This is a genomic window from Mycobacterium sp. IDUB_36 (assembly GCF_055419225.1).
The window spans coordinates 1,247,139-1,263,959 of the sequence record NZ_JBVAXH010000001.1 but is presented as its reverse complement, the minus strand read 5'-3'; the positions used below and the strand labels follow the sequence as shown (position 1 = coordinate 1,263,959).

16 protein-coding genes are annotated in these 16,821 nt (G+C 66.2%); 7 read left to right on the top strand and 9 right to left on the bottom strand.

What is annotated here, in order from left to right:
• Positions 1 to 18 precede the first annotated feature (18 nt).
• Genes ACZYW1_RS06190 through ACZYW1_RS06180 form a run of 3 tightly spaced genes read left to right on the top strand, consistent with a single transcriptional unit; the run spans position 19 to position 1,906 of the window.
• On the top strand, positions 19 to 738 hold the full coding sequence (locus ACZYW1_RS06190) for a hypothetical protein (protein ID WP_463784142.1): 720 nt from the start codon (positions 19 to 21) through the stop codon (positions 736 to 738).
• Complete coding sequence (locus ACZYW1_RS06185) at positions 735 to 1,313, top strand: hypothetical protein (RefSeq protein WP_463784141.1); 579 nt, start codon at positions 735 to 737, stop codon at positions 1,311 to 1,313. The genes ACZYW1_RS06190 and ACZYW1_RS06185 overlap by 4 nt, the downstream gene beginning before the upstream one ends.
• On the top strand, positions 1,310 to 1,906 hold the full coding sequence (locus ACZYW1_RS06180) for a hypothetical protein (RefSeq protein WP_463784140.1): 597 nt from the start codon (positions 1,310 to 1,312) through the stop codon (positions 1,904 to 1,906). Before ACZYW1_RS06185 ends, ACZYW1_RS06180 begins: the two co-directional genes overlap by 4 nt.
• On the opposite strand, the gene ACZYW1_RS06175 is transcribed toward ACZYW1_RS06180, so the two are convergent.
• The 8 genes from ACZYW1_RS06175 to ACZYW1_RS06140 form a co-directional block, all read right to left on the bottom strand.
• Positions 1,877 to 3,208 carry a hypothetical protein gene (locus ACZYW1_RS06175; protein WP_463784139.1) on the bottom strand — a complete coding sequence of 444 codons (1,332 nt, stop codon included), beginning with the start codon at positions 3,206 to 3,208 and terminating at the stop codon, positions 1,877 to 1,879. The two genes, ACZYW1_RS06180 and ACZYW1_RS06175, sit on opposite strands and share 30 nt — an antisense overlap.
• 56 nt (positions 3,209 to 3,264) lie before the next feature.
• The gene (locus ACZYW1_RS06170; protein WP_463784137.1) at positions 3,265 to 4,299 is read right to left on the bottom strand and encodes a nucleoside hydrolase; all 1,035 of its coding nucleotides are present in this window, start codon (positions 4,297 to 4,299) and stop codon (positions 3,265 to 3,267) included.
• Positions 4,300 to 4,324: 25 nt separating this feature from the next.
• The gene (locus ACZYW1_RS06165) at positions 4,325 to 6,274 is read right to left on the bottom strand and encodes a SpoIIE family protein phosphatase (protein ID WP_463784136.1); all 1,950 of its coding nucleotides are present in this window, start codon (positions 6,272 to 6,274) and stop codon (positions 4,325 to 4,327) included.
• Between the two features lie 40 nt (positions 6,275 to 6,314).
• Positions 6,315 to 8,336, bottom strand: coding sequence for an SDR family oxidoreductase (locus tag ACZYW1_RS06160; RefSeq protein ID WP_463784134.1), 2,022 nt, complete (start codon positions 8,334 to 8,336; stop codon positions 6,315 to 6,317).
• A gap of 63 nt (positions 8,337 to 8,399) precedes the next feature.
• A complete protein-coding gene (locus ACZYW1_RS06155; protein ID WP_463784132.1) occupies positions 8,400 to 11,300 on the bottom strand; it encodes an MMPL/RND family transporter in 2,901 nt (966 codons plus the stop codon).
• Positions 11,297 to 11,743 (bottom strand): MmpS family transport accessory protein, encoded by a 447-nt coding sequence (locus ACZYW1_RS06150; protein WP_463784130.1) that lies wholly within the window; start codon positions 11,741 to 11,743, stop codon positions 11,297 to 11,299. Before ACZYW1_RS06150 ends, ACZYW1_RS06155 begins: the two co-directional genes overlap by 4 nt.
• Positions 11,740 to 12,315 carry a TetR/AcrR family transcriptional regulator gene (locus ACZYW1_RS06145; protein WP_463787711.1) on the bottom strand — a complete coding sequence of 192 codons (576 nt, stop codon included), beginning with the start codon at positions 12,313 to 12,315 and terminating at the stop codon, positions 11,740 to 11,742. The genes ACZYW1_RS06150 and ACZYW1_RS06145 overlap by 4 nt, the downstream gene beginning before the upstream one ends.
• A 92-nt stretch (positions 12,316 to 12,407) precedes the next feature.
• Positions 12,408 to 13,118 (bottom strand): histidine phosphatase family protein, encoded by a 711-nt coding sequence (locus ACZYW1_RS06140; RefSeq protein ID WP_463784128.1) that lies wholly within the window; start codon positions 13,116 to 13,118, stop codon positions 12,408 to 12,410.
• Between the two features lie 139 nt (positions 13,119 to 13,257).
• Here ACZYW1_RS06140 and ACZYW1_RS06135 point away from each other — a divergent pair, with 139 nt between their 5' ends.
• From ACZYW1_RS06135 to ACZYW1_RS06120, 4 genes are all read left to right on the top strand, one after another.
• A complete protein-coding gene (locus tag ACZYW1_RS06135; protein WP_463784126.1) occupies positions 13,258 to 14,130 on the top strand; it encodes a MaoC/PaaZ C-terminal domain-containing protein in 873 nt (290 codons plus the stop codon).
• A gap of 28 nt (positions 14,131 to 14,158) precedes the next feature.
• Entirely contained in the window at positions 14,159 to 14,425 is a 267-nt protein-coding gene (locus tag ACZYW1_RS06130; protein WP_463784124.1) for a hypothetical protein, read from the top strand.
• A gap of 77 nt (positions 14,426 to 14,502) precedes the next feature.
• Positions 14,503 to 15,300 carry a helix-turn-helix domain-containing protein gene (locus ACZYW1_RS06125; RefSeq protein ID WP_463784123.1) on the top strand — a complete coding sequence of 266 codons (798 nt, stop codon included), beginning with the start codon at positions 14,503 to 14,505 and terminating at the stop codon, positions 15,298 to 15,300.
• Positions 15,301 to 15,304: 4 nt separating this feature from the next.
• Positions 15,305 to 15,706 carry a PaaI family thioesterase gene (locus tag ACZYW1_RS06120; protein WP_463784121.1) on the top strand — a complete coding sequence of 134 codons (402 nt, stop codon included), beginning with the start codon at positions 15,305 to 15,307 and terminating at the stop codon, positions 15,704 to 15,706.
• On the opposite strand, the gene otsB is transcribed toward ACZYW1_RS06120, so the two are convergent.
• Positions 15,707 to 16,819 carry a trehalose-phosphatase gene (gene otsB / locus ACZYW1_RS06115; RefSeq protein WP_463784119.1) on the bottom strand — a complete coding sequence of 371 codons (1,113 nt, stop codon included), beginning with the start codon at positions 16,817 to 16,819 and terminating at the stop codon, positions 15,707 to 15,709.
• Positions 16,820 to 16,821 lie beyond the last annotated feature (2 nt).

Here is a 16,821-nt window from a genome sequence, read left to right as displayed (position 1 = left end):
CCGCGCGCAGGTACGATCATGCTCAATCCACCAGCGGCCAAGGGGAAGACGCTCTTGCCGGATAACGAAGGCGAACCGCCGACTACCGTCGACGGCGATGGTCAGGCCGTCGCCGAAGACCAACAGTCCACGGTCTGGCAGCGGCTTTCGCTCAAACAGCTGCGCTGGACGGCTCTTGCCGTCATCCTCGTCGTCACCGCGGCGTTCGGTGGCCTGAAGACGGCTCACCACGTCACGACCATCTCGTTCGGCCAGTCGTACATCGCGGGAGCGCTGACGGTCACCCCGCGCTCGGTCTCGCTGGTCGACCGCTTCGTCGGCCTGCCGCGCATGGCGCCGGAGTGCCGACTGCTGGTGTTGAAGGTGACGATCCAGAACACCGCCCACGAGTCCGTTCCCTTCCCGCTCGACGGCGGATTTGGCGGTAAACCCGACGATTGCACACACCGGCCTCGCGCAGACACCGAATTGTTCGGACTCACCGGTATCGCCAATCAATTCGGAGCGACATTCCGTGGCACGGAAACCATTCCCGTTCCTTCGATCGATGCCGGATTCACCTACGACTACTCGGTGCTGTGGGCCGTGCCTCGGGCCGACCTGTCGCGCCACCCGGTGATCACCGTCCGCTTTCACAAGATGAGCTCATTCATCTCAACGTTCGTTCTCGCCCACCGATGGGCCGGCGACGCGGACCGCTTTGCCGAGCTGCGGATCGCCAACCTGGAGTCGTCATGACCGGGCGTAAGACGCTGCTGCCCGCGGCTCGCGGAATTCTGGCCGCCGTGCTGCTGGTCAGCGCGGGCGCGATGTGGTCACTGCTACCGACAAAGCTGCAGTCGTGGGCGCCGATCGAGATACACGGCCCGGTTGGGCAGCGAATCGTCGGCCGCGACATCGCCGTGACCGTTCACCGCACCTACCTGGCGCGCGAGGTGACCGCCAACAGCCGCAACGGGCTGAATCGCTTTCCGTCGAAGGGCGTCTGGCTCGTCATGGTGCTGACCTACCAGCCGCTGCTCAGGTCGCACTCGGCACGCTTCGATCTGCGGGCCGACGGAAATATGTTCGACACCAACCTCTCCGACCTTCAGGGCATCGCGCAGCCCGAAATGCCGGAGAGCGGACCCTTGGCCTACGAATTGCCGAAGGTCCCGCGCAGCGCCACGTTGCTGGTCAGCAACGAGATCACCGAGAGCAGCATGGCCAAAATGGACTTCGCGCCGCTCGATTCCCAGATCGCGGTCGATATCCCACTATCGGGTGTCGTCCCGCTCGACTCGCTGAAACTCGACGACTTGGTCGACCAATGACGTCCTGGCTCCGTCGCAACGGCCGGGCGATCGTGATCAGTGTTCTTGTCGTCGGACTCATCGGAATCACGATCACCCTGCCCGCGTGGCGGGAGAACATCGGGTTCAGTCGACCTAAACACGTTGTGCCATATGGAAGCTCGATCACCATCGGCAATACTCAGTGGTCGCTGTCTCCGACGACACCGCCCAGTGTCGACGAGTTGCGCAAACACATGCACTACCTGCCCGACGACCCGTACAACCTTCCGCCGGACACCCGGTTGGCAACATATCTCCTGCGGCGTACCAAGAACGGTAAGCCGGTCGGAGTTCCGGACGGCTACACGAGCTGCGTGGCAATGGTGAACTCGGGCGACCGGCAATGGATGAAGATGTCATTCTCGATCGGTGTAACCGAGTGGGAACTGACCGGGGGCGTCTCCGCCATTTGCTCACCCCGCCACACTGAGCCATTGCTGGTCGCAATCGCTGTCCCGAAGCATGTCCACCTCACCTCGGTCGACGTCCAATTCCTCCCGACGTCGTGGGACGACAAGAAGACGTTGTCCAAGTCGACCGATCTACTCGTGATCCGCTTCGACACCGGATAATTCGGCGCCGGCCGATTCTTTGCCGGTCGATTCGTTGCGGGCGGCCTCGATACGGACCCGGTCGGCGCAGAACCAATACGCCGCGGCGACCAGCGAGATGCGGAGCGGGTCGACCACCGCGCCGATCAGCGCCCTGATCAGATCCTGGTAGGTCTGCCACCAGGGATAGTCATGCGGCCCCAGCAGCAGCGCGACGCCACGCCACAGATAGCCGTCGCTCACGGTCTGATTCCAGTAAGCCCCGCTCGGTGCGAGCAGTACCAACGCCGAGTAGGCCAGTACAAAGAAAGCGATCGGCAGCGCACCCCCATGCAGGATCAGTCGCCAGGCATCCGCGATCGGGCCGAAACGGCCGAGCTGCGACCGGGCGAACTCGACTGCTCGCCTGCGGAGTTGGGCCGGAACCCGCTGCCAGCGCGGCTGTGCGGCGCGTCGGCCACGTTCGATCGCTGAGCCGACTGCGGTCGCAGCCCGTTCCCCGAGCAGCACCCGGCGCGCACTCGCCCAGGTCGGGGTGAGCGGGGTGCCGTAGACCGCGGATCCGATGGCCAGCCATGCCAGCGCCAACGCCACCACCGAGATCACCGCACCCAAGACCGTTCCGGCGGTGTTCCACAGCTGCGCAAGCCACGCGACGTGCGAGAAGGCCGCATCGCGAACGCTGCCGAGCCACACCACAATTCGCCGCTCCCGAATCCACTGGGGAGAACCGAACAGCACGACCGCCGATGCCTTGATCGCGAAATACAGCCACACCACCTCCAGGTAGGCGGCGATGATCATGGTCCATCGCGGCAGCCGTTCGCGGAAGCGGGTCATCAGTTGGCGCAGGAGGAAGGCGGCCAGGATCGCCAGCCACAACTTGGATCCGATCGACGAGCTGTAGATCTCCCGGGCTGCCGCTGATTTCCAGTCGTTGAGCAGCAGATGGGTCACGCTGGTGACGTAGATGTAGTAATCCTCGACGACCATCTTCCAGGCGGTATAGATCACCAGGAACGGCAGAATGGCCATCATCACCACATCGAAGACGCCCTTTGCCTCCTGGCCGTCGGTCTCGACATCCCGCAACCCCGGAGTGACGGACCGAATCACCAAAAACATGGCGAGATATGTCAGCAGTCGGGTCAGCGGCGCGAGCGGAAGGATCAGGCTTCCCCAGAAGTCACCGTGACTGAGCGCCACATGCATCGCCAGATGCAGTGCCCAGTACCTCAGGAACCAGCCGATCAGATAGATGGCGACCAGCCAGGGCCACGTCTGCCACCACAGGCTGACCGTCCGCCGCAGGATCGTGAGCACTGCACCTCCCAGTGGCCTAACGATAGCCGGTCGGTCACGGTGCAGGTGACGCCTTTTCAGCCCAACCGACGGGCGAATGGACCTACCCGCTCGATGAACCGGTCGAAGAACTCTGCCGGATCAGCGTGAACGGCGACCAGTGCGTTGGGCTTTCGGGCCCACCGGCCCACCCAGTCGGTCACCGTCATACCGCGGGTCAGGGTGCCGGCCAGCTCGACGTCCACGGTGGCCTGCCTGGCCTGCACGAGTTGCGGATCCAGCGCGACGGCCGCGGCCAGCGGATCGTGCAGATGCGCAAGGTAGCCGTGGCCCAGGTCGTGGTAGGACTCCATGTAGAACCGAGTCGCATCTTCGATCACCCGAATCAAGGGGTTGGACGCCGACGATCGTTGGCCCCGCTCGTCCTCGACGCTCATTGCGATCGTGGATGAACCGGCGGCCGCGGCCAGCCGCGAAAGGATCTCCGGGGTGATCGCAATCTGCCGCGTCACGTCGAGTCCGCAAAGAATCGGAAGATGAAGCGGCTCAAAGTGTTCCGACGGCGACCAGGCGTTGAACACCTCGGCCGCCGCTTCAGGGTCGAAAGCGATGTTCCACTCGGCCACCGGGCTGGTGTTGCCGCGGTGATCGTAGGCACCGCCCATGATCACCAAGCGGCGCAACAGCTTCGGCAGCGCCGGTTCCTCGCGTAGGGCAAGCGCCAGATTCGTCAGGGGCCCGGTGGCCAACCCGATCAACTCACCGGGATGCCGCCGGGCGGCCTTGACCCATGCCGTCGCGGCATCATCGCCGCTGAGCTGACGGGCGGTCGGCGGTAGTTCGGCGTAGCCCAGGCCGCGCGAGCCATGGACCGGACTGTCGGCCCGATGCGAGGAGTTCAGCGGCTGCATGACGCCCCGTGACACCGGCACGCCCTCGACCTGGCAGAGGTCGAGCAGGCTCAGGTTGTTGTCGCAGACCTGGTCGACCCGGACGTTTCCGCTTGTCGAGGCGATGCCGACCAGGTCGACGTCGGGACTGGCCAGCAGGTAGATCAGCGCGATGGCATCGTCGACACCGGTGTCGACATCGGCGAAAACTGGCGCGGCCACCGCGGAGACGATACCGGCTCGGGGCTCAGTCGACTCGGTCGGAGATCGGCGTGCTCACGAGCGGCAAGCCGACCAACGCCAGTACGTGATGAGCCGGACTCCCTGCCGGAGCGACCAGGCCCAGTTCGGTCCCGTGTTGGCGCGAGCGTTCCAGCGCTTCGGCCAGGATCCGCAGCCCGGACGAGCCCAGATGGCTGACCCCGGACAGGTCCACCCTCAACGAATGTGTGCCTGAACGGCTTTGGCGTGCGATCTGTGTTCCCAGGGTGGGTGAGGTCGCGTTGTCGACATCCCCTCTGACCACCAGGCATTGGTCCACGACCTCAATGAAGAACTCCGGAGTGGCGGTTGGCTCCACGACGGGCGCCAGGTTCGGGTCGAGCACGATGCGCGCGGGCCGACTCAGCCGGTGCGAGATCGACGCCGTGGTGCCGTCGTCGGTGCCGACGACGCGACTCTCGGTAGCCAGCGCGTCCGCCAGCATCAATCCGCGTCCCCGCATCCCCGGGTCCGCCGACGGAGGCTTCCACCGGCCGTGGTCGGACACCGACGCATGCACCACGCCCTGGTCGTCCAGCACGGCCTCGAGGTTGATGTGATCGGTTGTCGCTGAGCGGTATCCGTGCTCGAACGAATTCTCGACGAACTCGCACAGGATCTGCACGATGATCATCACATCGACGTCATCGGCCCCGATCTCGGATAACCAGGCCCGCAGCGGTGCGCGCACCTCGCGGGCGGCTTGCACGCTCGACTCGACAGTCAGTGTGAGAGAGGGCGGTGGTGTACGACGTTGCGCAGCAAGCAAAGTCACGTCATCGTTGTAGCCGGTGGTGCGCAGCATCAACTCCAGCGTCTGCGAGCAGAGCCGCTCCGCGGGACGGGTCGTCGACTCGATCGGGAACGCCGATCCGGCCAGGACGCGCGACGCGATGTCGGCGAACTCAGCTGTGCTGGCCGACGGCGGCCGGCCCGGTCGCTCGATGATGCCGTCGCTGTAGAGCAGCACGGCATCATCGACACCCAAATTCTCGGTGCGGGTGGCGAAGCCGGTTCCACCACCCAACGGGCCGGCGCCGGTCGGCTCGAGAAACCGCGGGATGTCGCCGCTGATCAACAGCGGGGGAGGGTGCCCTGCGGTGCAGTATTCGAATGTCCCACTGCTGGTGTCGAGGCGGCCGATACATACAGTCGCCGCCTTCGAACCGGGTACGAATCTGCTGAAACTGTCTACGGAGGAGAGACTTTCGGTGATGGTTTTACCGGCGAGCAACTCCATCCGGATCGCGGTCCGCAATTGAGCCATCACCGCCGCAGCTTCGACGCCGTGCCCGACCACATCCCCGACGACCAGGAAGACGCTCGCCGAGTGGCCGGGCATCGCTTCAAACCAGTCGCCACCCGCGCCGGAGTCCTCGGTGGCGACCAGATACTCGGCGGTGATGTCGGCCCCCGGCAGCACCGGCAGGGCCGGCGACAGCAGCGCGCGTTGGACCAGAATTCCGAGATCCCGTACCTGGGTGTAGCGCTCGGACAATTCTGCCTCGCGGGCTTCTGCCGCCCGGCGCTCCTGTACCGCGGCGGTCACGTCGATCAGCATCACCTGAGTGCCCTCGATGTGCCCGTCGGGACCGAGGCGGGGACTGACAACGATGTCGCCGCAGACTTCCTGCATCGTCCCCGATCCGTCGAAGTCGAACTGGAAACGCCACTCGCGTCCCTGCTGGACCTCCCCGGTGCGATAGACGCGGTTGAGAATCTCGATCAGGTTCTGATCTTCGAATTCAGGAAACAGCTCTCGTGCCGAGACGCCGAGCCGCACCGCCGGAAAAGCCGCCCGCGTCGCGGCGTTCGCGGCGACGTAATGGTGCTCCGGACCTGCGAAAGCAACGACGAAAGCGGGGATACCGTCGAACACGCGCCGGACCACGTCGGCCTTGCCGACCGTGTTGTCCAGGTCCGTCTCGTCCCCCACGGGGTTCAGGGTAACCCGAGCGGTAGCAGCGTTCGCGCAACTACCAGTGCACGCCGGGAACCAGGCGTACCAGCCGCTTGACGGAACCAGGGACCCGGACGCGGCTCACCACCACGCGAGCCGGCCGCTTCGGTCGACGTGACGACTGCTGTTCCCCAAGAGGTTTCGGGACCTCCGGACCGGTTTCGCCTCGTGCTGCCGCCGAGTCCGGGTAGCCGAGGTAGACCTGGTGCAGAATCCGCCGCGACAGCTTCGGGGTGAAATAGTGACCCGCCTCGGACAGCGTGCCCAGCGGTGTGTCGATCCGCAACGGCTTCTCGACCAGGCCCCGGACCACCATTGCCGCCGCATGCTCGGCGGTGATCGGCGGAACCGGGTTGAGTCGACGTGACGGCTTGATCATCGGGGTGGCCACCAACGGCATGTGAACGTTGGTGAACGTGACGTGATCGGAAAGGGTTTCGGTCGCGACCACTTCGGAGAACGCGTCGAGCGCGGCCTTGGTGGGCAGATAGGCGCTGTACTTCGGGCTGCGTGCCTGCACGCCGGCGCTCGACACGTTGACCACGTGGCCGAACCGCCGCTCACGCCAGTGCGGCAGCAGCGCCAGCACCATTCGCACCGCGCCGAAGTAATTGACCGCCATCACCCGTTCGTAGTCGTGCAGTCGATCGGTCTGGTTGACCACCGACCGGCGGATCGACCGACCGGCATTGTTGACCAGGTAGTCGACGTGACCGAAACGACCGAGGATGTCCTTGACCGTGTGCTCCACCGACCCGCTGTCGGTGACGTCGCAGGTGAAGGCGTAGGCCCGCCCGCCGTTGGCGCGAATCTCGGTGACCAGGTCGTCGAGCGCGTCAGCGTTGCGGGCCAGCGCGAACACCACGGCTCCCCGCTCGGCGACCGCGATCGACGCCGCTCGGCCGATACCGCTGGATGCCCCGGTGATGATCACATGCCGTCCGACCAGCGGCCCTTCCGGATCGTCGCGACGGGCCCGGTCGGGATCGAGGTGCTCGGCCCAGTACCGCCACAGCGCGGGCGCGTAGTCGGCGAACTCGGGAACCGCAATTCCGCTGCCGTGCAACGCCTTCTGCGTCTGCTCGGACAGGAAGGTCGGTGCCAGGTCGACGACGTCCAGGACTTCGCCGGGGATGCCCAGCTGAGTGGCGACCATGTTGCGCCACACCTTGGGCCGGCCACGCACTTTGAGCACCGGCGCCGCGACCGAGCGGGGGAGTGAACCCCGCAGCGGCGGCAGACCGGCGGCCGCCGCGACTCCACGGTAAATGCCCTGCAGCCCAATGGTTTTCGGTGAGGTGAGGTGAAATGTCTGGCCGTCGCGTCCGTCGGCGTGCAACAGCTCAACCAGCGCGTCGGCGACGTAGTCGACCGGCACGATGTTGGTGCGGGCGGTGTCGGGCAACATCATCGGTGTCAGGCGCGGCAGCACGGCCAGCTTGGCCAGCGTGCCGAAGAAGTAGTACGGCCCGTCGATCTTGTCCATCTCGCCGGTGCGCGAATCACCGACCACCACGGCCGGCCGGTAGATCCGGTACCGCAGCCCCGTCGTCGAGCGCACCAGCAACTCGGCCTCGAACTTGGTCTGGTGGTACGGCGTCGGCAGCTGCTGGCCGATGTCGAAGTCGTCTTCGGTGTATTCGCCGTGGAAGTCACCGGCCACCGCGATCGACGACACGTGATGCAGCGTCGCGTCAAGCCGGCGGGCCAGCTCGATCACGGCCTGGGTGCCCTCGACGTTGGCGGCCCGCTGCTCGGCTTCGGCGGCGGTGATGTCGTAGATCGCCGCGCAGTGCACCACGTGGTCGACCGCGCCCAGCTCGGCGATCGCTGCCTCGGTCAACCCGAGCTCTGGCTCTGTCAGCTCGCCGACCAGCGGCTTTGCCCGCTCACCCCAGGTCTTGGCCAGGTGTTCGAAGCGGCCCAGCGAGGAGCGGCGCACCAGCACCCACACTTCGGCGTCGGTGTGGGCGGCCAGCAGACGAGCCACCACCCGCCGCCCAATAAACCCGGTACCGCCGGTAACGACATAACGCATGCAGGACATGGTGCGCCCGGTTGAGCCGCACGTCAACGGGGTGTGACGTGATCGTCGATCAGGTCAGCGCGACGGTGCCGCCGACTCCTGTTCCTCCGGGTCGTCCCAGAGCAGCAGCTGGCGCACCGCGGGACGCGATCCGTAGGGCTGCAGCATCGAACTGGCCGGGCGCGGGCGCACCCGCAGCGGCCACCAGAACCAGCGGCCGAGCAGGGTGGCGATCGACGGCGTCATGAACGAACGCACGATCAACGTGTCGAACAGCAACCCCAGTCCGATCGTGGTGCCGATCTGGCCGAGTGTCTGCAGACCGCTGAAGACGAACCCGCACATGGTCACCGCGAAGACCAGACCGGCGGCGGTCACCACCGAACCCGACCCGGCCATCGCCCGGATGATGCCGGTTTTCAACCCGGCGGGAATCTCTTCCTCGAACCGGGAGATCAGCAACAGGTTGTAGTCCGACCCGACGGCCAGCAGCAGGATGACTGCCAAAGGCAATACCACCCAATACAATTCGATACCCAGCAGGTACTGCCACAGCAGCACGGAAAGTCCGAACGAGGCCCCCAGCGACAGGGCCACCGTGCCCACGATGACGATGGCGGCGACCAGGCTGCGGGTGATCAGCATCATGATCAGCAGGATCAGGCTCAGCGAGGCGACGGCGACGATCAGGATGTCGTATCCCGCCATCACCTCGATGTCCTTGTAGGTCGACGCGGTACCGCCGAGATAGAAACTGGCACCGGCCAGGGGAGTGCCTTTGACGGCTTCGTGCGCGGCGAGCTTGATCGGCTCGACCCGCGAGATGGCCGCGGGTTCGGCCGGGTCGCCTTCGTGGGTGATGATCATCCGCGCCGCCTTGCCGTCCGGCGACACGAACAGCTTCAGTCCGCGTTTGAAGTCGGGGTTGTCGAACACTTCGGGTGGCAGATAGAACAAGTCGTCGTTCTTCGATTTGTCGAAGGCCTGCCCCAGTGCGGCGGGGTTGTCGTTCGCAGTCTCGGACTGCTTGTTGATCCCGAGGTTGGTGGCGTAGTTCTTCAGAGTCAGTTCGCGGTTGACTTCCTGGCTGGCGATCTGTGGTGGGATCAGCCCGACCAGTTGCGGCTGGATCGAGTCGAGCTTGTCGAGGCTCACCACCAGGTCTTCGAATTTCTCACTGAGCTCGTCGATGCTGTCGATCGCCTCGAAGGTGTTCCGCAGCGCGAAGCACGCCGGGATGTCGAAGCAGTGCTTCTCGAAGTAGAAGTAGCTGTGGATCGGCCGGAAGAAGTCGTCGAAATTCGCCAGCTTGTCGCGCACCTCGCCGATGATCTCCAGGGTTTCGTGAAACTTCTGGGTCTCCTCGTGGGTGGCGCCCGCCAGTTGCTGCTGCAGGGTGTATTGCTGCTGCAGGATGCCGATGGTCTTGTCCAGTTCCTGGGACTGGCGCATCAAGTCCTGCGCCCGGTCGGCTTGGTACTTCAGGTTCTGCACCTGCCCGACGCTCTGCTGGCTGATCTGGAACGCAATCGAGCTGTGGTCGAGCGGAGAGCCGAGCGGCCTGGTAATCGACTGCACCAGAGCGACTCCGGGAATGTGGAAGACGTTCTTGGCCACCTTGTCCAGCACCAGCATGTCGGCCGGATTGCGTAGGTCGTGGTCTGCCTCGATCATCAGCAACTCGGGTTCCAGCCGGGCCCGCGGAAAATGCCGTTCCGCGGCGGTGAAACCCACGTTCGCCGCAGCCGTCTCCGGAATGTAGGGGCGGGTGTCGTAACTGGTTTTGTAGCCGGGCAGGGCCAGCAGGCCGATGAGCGCGATCGCGATGGACACCACCAGGATCGGGCCGGGCCAGCGGACGATCGCGGTGCCGATCCGGCGCCAGCCGCGGGTCTGCAGAACTCGCTTGGGATCGAACAGCCCGAAATGGCTTGCGATGACCAGGATTGCCGGGCCCAGCGTGAGCGACGCCGCCAGTGCCACCAGGATGCCGATCGCCGCCGGAATACCCAGGCTCTGGAAGTAGGGCAGACGGGTGAAGGCAAGGCACGCGACGGCGCTGGCCACCGTCAGTCCCGAACCCAGCACCACGTGCGCGGTGCCGCGATACATGCTGTAGTACGCGTCTTCTCGCTCCTCGCCGGCCGATCGGGCTTCTTGGTAGCGGCCGACGAAGAAGATGGCGTAGTCCGTTCCCGCCGCGATCACCAGCAACGTCAGCAGGTTCGTCGCGTAGGTCGACAGGCCCAACACGCCCACATTCCCGAGAAACGCCACGATGCCCCGGGCGGCGGCCATCTCGATCAGCACCGTCGCCAGGACCAGGCCGGTGGTGGCGAACGATCGGTAGACGAAGAACAGCATCACGGCGATCACCGCGATGGTGAGCGCGGTGACCTTGTTGGAACCCTTACTGCCCTCGGTGAATTGGTCGGCGATCAGCGGGGCCGCGCCGGTCAGGTAAGCCTTGACGCCGGGCGGCGGCTTCATCTGGTCGACGGTGGCGCGGACGGCGTCGACGGACTCGTTGGCCAACGCCTCGCCCTGGGCTCCGGAGAGAAACAGCTGAACGTAGGCGGCCTTGCCGTCGCTGCTCTGCGAGCCGGCCGCGGTCAGGGTGTCGCCCCAGAAGTCTTGGATGTGCTCGACGTGCTTGGTGTCCTTCTCCAGCTTGTGGATCAGCGCGTCGTAGAAGGTGTGCGCGTCGGCGCCGAGCGGCTTGTCGCCCTCGAGCACGATCATCGCCGAACTGTCACTGTCGAACTCGTGGAACACCTTTCCGATGTGCTTGAACGCCTGATACGACGGCGCATCGGGGGAGCTGAGGCCGACGTTGTGCAGCCTGCCGACCTCTTCCAGTTGCGGCACAAGGATGTTCGGAAGCATCGCCAACGCCACCCAGACCAACAGGATGGGCACGGCCAGGCGGTGGATGGTATGCGCGACCCGCGGCCGGCGAGTGCTGTGATCGCTCATCCGGACTTGTCCAGGCAGAAGGTGTACGCGCTCAATTCGTTGACGGTCCTTTCGTCTTTGACGACGCCGTTGACGGTGATACGGCAGCCCAACGTGGTGCCATCGCCCTGAGCGACGACGTTGGCGATGACTGCGGGATCGGTGGTGGTGATCGTGTACGACCACGGCAGCGGGGCGTTGTCCACCCGTTGCGGGGCGGCGTGCACGTCCTGGAAATTGATGGTCGCGGTGCTCCCGGGATTGCCGAAGACTTCGTAGACGACGTGCTTCGGGTTGAACTGAACGATCTCGTTGGAGGCGCCGCCGCCGTGCGCCGCGCTGGTGCTGGCGCCGAACTCGCCGTGCAGTTTGGCCACGGCGAACGCCGCCAGGGCCACCACGACAACGGTGACCAGGATCATCCATCGTCGCCGGACCACGCCGGTCACCGAAATGCCCTTCATCTGTTCACCTTTCGGGTGAGGCTCGGGATGATCACGTCATCGACGAGAGCTTCGACCGTTTCACGCGTCGGCGGCCGGCTCGGCATGACGATCCGGAAGATCAAGTAGCCGGGCAGCACATCCCAGAGTTCGTCGCTGATCGCTGCGGCGTCGATCTCGCCGCGGTCGGCGGCATCCCGCAGTACCTCGTGGATCAGTGCTTTGCGCTGGTCGAGGAATTGATGCTGCAGCGCGTCGTTGAGCGCGGGGTGCCGCGACGTCTCGACCAGGACCGCGCGGATCGTGCCCGCTTGTTGGGAAGCCTGCTCGCGACACGCTTCCCCCAACTGCATCAGGTCGCCGCGCAGCGTGCCGGTCCGCGGATGCACCGCGACCTGCCGGACTCCTTCGATGAATGCGGCCAAGACCAATTCGGCCTTCGACGGCCAGCGTCGATAGACGGTGGCCTTGCTGGCCCGGGCGCGGGCGGCCACGGCGTCCAAGGTCAGCCGGTCGTAGCCGTGTTCCTGCAGCAGCTCCAGGGTCACGTCGAGTAACTCGGTCTCGCGGGGCGACCACGGTGAGGGTGGCATGCCTCGTTCGGCCGTCTCGGTCACAGCGGCTAAGACTAGGGCTGCGAGGGCAGTACTGTCCAGTACCGTACCGCTTGGCCGGTGCGCTCAGATCAGTAGCTGAAGTCCTTGATGCCGTCCCAGTCGACCAGGGTCCAGCCCCCCGCCGGGCTCCCGGTGACCACGACCCGGCCGAGGTTGGGCAGCGGGTGGCTGGTCGCCAGGCTGTCCTTCGGGTTCTTCACGTTCAGCAGGGTCCAGTACATGATCGACTCCGCGTGGGCGAAAGCCACCGGCCGGCTGTTGCCGCTGTCGTAGATCTTCTGCACCGCCGCGGTGAACTGGTCGTTGAATTCCTTGCCGCTGATCGAGCCGGGGACCGCGTCCTTGACGTCGCCTTTGAGCCACAGCGACGGCGCGACCAGGTAGGTCAGGTCGGCCCGCTTGGCCGGGAGATTGTTGAACCGGCCGGCGTCGATCTCGCGCAGCCCGGGCAGGATGTCGACGTGCTTGCCCAGCGCATGGGCGAGCGGCTCGGCGGTCTGCTGGGTGCGGACCATGTTGGAGGCGTAGATGCCGTCGAAGTTGTTGCGGGACAACTGGTGGGCCAGCTGTTCGGCTTGCCCCTGGCCTTCCTCGGTCAGCTCCGGTCCCGGGATGTCGGTGTTGATGACGTGTTGGGCATTGCTCTGCGACTCGGCATGCCGAATGAACGTCAGGGTGATGCTGCGTACCTGCGGTGATCCCGAGCAGGCGCCGACGGTGACGACGGCGGCGAGAACGGCGGCGGCCTTCCAGATGGCGGTGCGGGTGCGATTGCGCATGGCGACAGCCTGCCTTGCCGGGGGCCTCGACGTGGCGTGTTTGCCCGGGTTGGCTGGACAAATCACACAACCGGGCGCAGGTCGCCGCCGCATCGGCGGGTGATGGAATGGCGGGAACCGACCGAAGAGGAGACCCCGCATGGCGATCGACCCGGCTGCCGTCGGCGCAACCACCGAGCCCGCGCTGTTCGAATGGACCGACCGCGACACGTTGCTCTACGCGCTCGGTGTGGGCGCGGGCCTCGACGATTTGAAGTTCACCACCGAAAACAGCCACGGCGTCGACCAGCAGGTGCTCCCGACCTACGCGGTGATCTGCTGCCCGGCATTCGCGGCGGCCGCCAAGGTCGGATCGTTCAACTGGGCGATGCTGCTGCACGGTTCGCAGGGGATCCGGCTGCACAGGCCGCTGCCCGCGGCGGGCACGCTGTCGGTGGTCACCGAGGTGGCCGACATCCAGGACAAGGGTGAGGGCAAGAACGCGATCATCATGCTGCGCGGTCGTGGCTCCGACCCGGCCAGCGGCGAACTCGTTGCCGAAACGCTCACCACGCTGGTGATCCGCGGCGAGGGCGGGTTCGGCGGACAACCGGGTGAGCGCCCGGTCGCACCGCAGATCCCCGACCGCGAACCCGACGCCAGCATCGCGCTGGCCACCCGCAAAGACCAGCCGCTGATCTACCGGCTCTCCGGCGACCGCAATCCGCTGCACAGCGACCCTTGGTTCGCGAAGGAGCTCGCGGGGTTCCCCGAGCCGATCATGCACGGGCTGTGCACCTATGGCTTCTCCGGCCGCGCGCTGGTCGCCGAACTTGGCAAGGGCGACGCCAACGCGATCACGGCGATCGACGCGCGATTCACCAAACCGGTGTTTCCCGGCGAGACGCTGACCACGCTGATCTGGCGCACCGAGCCCGGCAAGGCGGTGTTCCGCACGCTGGCCTCCGGGGCGGCCGGCGCCGAAGCACGTCTTGTGCTCGAGGACGGCGCGGTGGAGTACGTCGAGGTTTAGCCGGGCCGCCAACGTGGCAGTCCCGGGCATGGCATTCAAACTCACCTACAGCGACGGGCAGTCCACCGACTACGACGACAGCACCAAGTGGGAAGTCGACGACGGGGTCGTCAAGTTGGGCCGCGACGAAGGGGACTGGACGGTCTACATCTCCCCGAGTCATTGGGCGACACTCGAACTGGGCACCGGCGGCGACGACAAGAAGTCCGACGACGAGAAGAAGTCCGACAAGAACGAGAAGTCGGACGACGACGAGAAGAAGTCCGACAAGGACAAGAAGTCCGACGACGACTGAGGCTGACCCCGAAGGCCGTCGGGCGCTTACCTCGAAGGTAATCGTGGCGGTGATCGTCCGCGGCTAGCATCGGGGCGATGACGACCCTGACCCGCAGCTCACGGGCGACTCCGGCAGTCGGTCAGCTGTTGCGCGAGTGGCGTGAGCGCCGCCGGATCAGCCAACTCGATCTGTCCATTCAGGCCGAGATCTCAGCACGTCACCTCAGCTTCGTCGAGACCGGACGCTCCCGGCCGACACCGGGAATGATCCTGCGGTTGAGCGAGCAACTCGACGTGCCGCTACGCGAGCGCAACGCGCTGCTGCTGGCCGGCGGGTACGCGCCCGCCTACCCCGAGCATTCGCTCGACGAGCCGGAACTGACCCGGCTGCGCGCCGCCCTGCGCCAGATCCTCACCGGCCACGAGCCGTATCCGGCGCTGGTGATCAACCGTTGGTGGGACATGCTCGACGGCAATGCCGCCGTCGCCGTGCTGATCGATGGGTGCGACCCCGCCTTGCTGACGCCGCCGATCAATGCGCTGCGCGTTTCGTTGCATCCGGACGGCATGGCCGCGCGCATCGTCAACCTCCCGGAGTGGCGCGCGCATGTGCTCGAGCGGCTGCACCGCCAGGTTCGGGCCACCCGCGACCCGCGTCTCGCCGATCTGCTGAACGAGTTGTCGGGTTACCCGGGCGGCGAGGCGGCGCGTCCCGAGCCAACCGACGTCGCCGTTCCACTCCGACTGCGGCACAACGGAACAGAGCTCTCGTTCTTCAGCATGACCGCGGTCGTCGGCGCCCCGTTGGATGTCACCGTCGCCGAGGTCGCGATCGAATCGTTCTATCCGGCCGACGCGGACACCGCCGAGGCTCTGCAGGCACTGGGAAAGTGAGCCGATGACCGACACCGCCGCCACCGAGATGATCCACGGGCTGGTCCCGCTGGCCGTGACACTCGGAATCACCGCAGACGCGGCGGCACCCGAAGAGGTTGTGCTGAGCCTGGATTGGGCGCTCGGCCTGACGACGGGCGGAGGCGTGCTGCACGGCGGGATCGTGATGGCGCTGGCGGACACCTCCGGTGCGGTGTGCGCATTCCTCAACCTGCCCGAGGGCGCCGGCGGCACGACGACCATCGAATCCAATACCAACTTCTTCGCTGCGACACGCTCCGGAACGGTCAAAGCCCACAGCCGCCCGCTGCATGTCGGGCGGCGTGTCATCGTGGTCGAGACCGAGATCCGCGGCGACGGCGGCAAGCTGGCCGCCAAAACCATTCAGTCGCAAGCGGTTCTGTGATCAGTCCGCGAGCCGGCGGGCCAGCTCTTCGGTGAATTCTTTCGCTCGGCCGGGGTCGTCCAGCGCGTAGTGCGCGGCGGTGGCGCGGTCACCGTCGTCGCCGTGGCGCACCAGGACCGCGATGCCGTCGCCGGCCACCGCGTCGAAGGCGTCCTCGTCGGTGATGTCGTCGCCGAGGTAGATGGGTAGCAGCGGATCACCGCCCTCGTTGTCGCGGATGTAGTCGAGCACCCAGCGCAGCGTTTTTCCCTTGTCCCAGTCGACATCCGGCCGAAGCTCGATCACTTCCCGCCCGGTCGTCACGCGCAGCGCCGTCCGCCGCCCGGCCTGCCGGACCGCTGCGGTCACCTCGCCGACCCGGTCGCGCGCCGCATTCCGGTAGTGCACGGCCACTCCGAATCGCTTGTGTTCGACGGCAACTCCGGGAATGTCACCGAGCTGTTCGACCAGTGCTTCCGCCGCGTCGGCCAGCACCGGGATGCTCGCGGCCGCGTCGCTGTTCTGGTGGTGCCGGCCGTCGGGTCCGGTCAGCTCGAAACCGTGGCTGCCGGCGTACCAGAGGCCGGGCAGGCCGATCCGGTCGCGGACGTCGGCCAGGTCGCGGCCGCTGAGAATCGCGACCGGGCACCGCGCGCTCAGCGATGTCAGCGCGTCCGCCGCGCCGTCGACAAGCCGGGCGGAGTCGGGGTCGTTGACGATCTCGGACAGCGTCCCGTCGAAGTCGTAGAAGACCGCGGGCGCCCCGGTGAAGTGCAGCGCCTGCAGTCCGTCGGGCAGTTCGGACATCCGTCGGTAACCGGAGCGGACGTCGATGTCGCCCGCGTCGGCGAGCACCGCGTCGGCACCGTGCGGGCTTGCGTTCGGATCGATGGCGACCACCAGGGCGAAACCCGCGGCGCGGGCGGCGGTCACCCCCGCGTCGGTGGCCGTGACGACGGCACAGCGGCCCGGGCGCACCGACAGGGCGTCGGCCGATTCGACCAGCGAGGCGGAATCGGATCGAGCGGAGCGCACGCCGGCGTGGTCCAGCCGCGCGGCAATGCCGGCATCGGGTTCGCCGTCGAGGTCGAACAACACCGCGTCCACCCGGCGCGGGTCGATGCTGACCGACATTG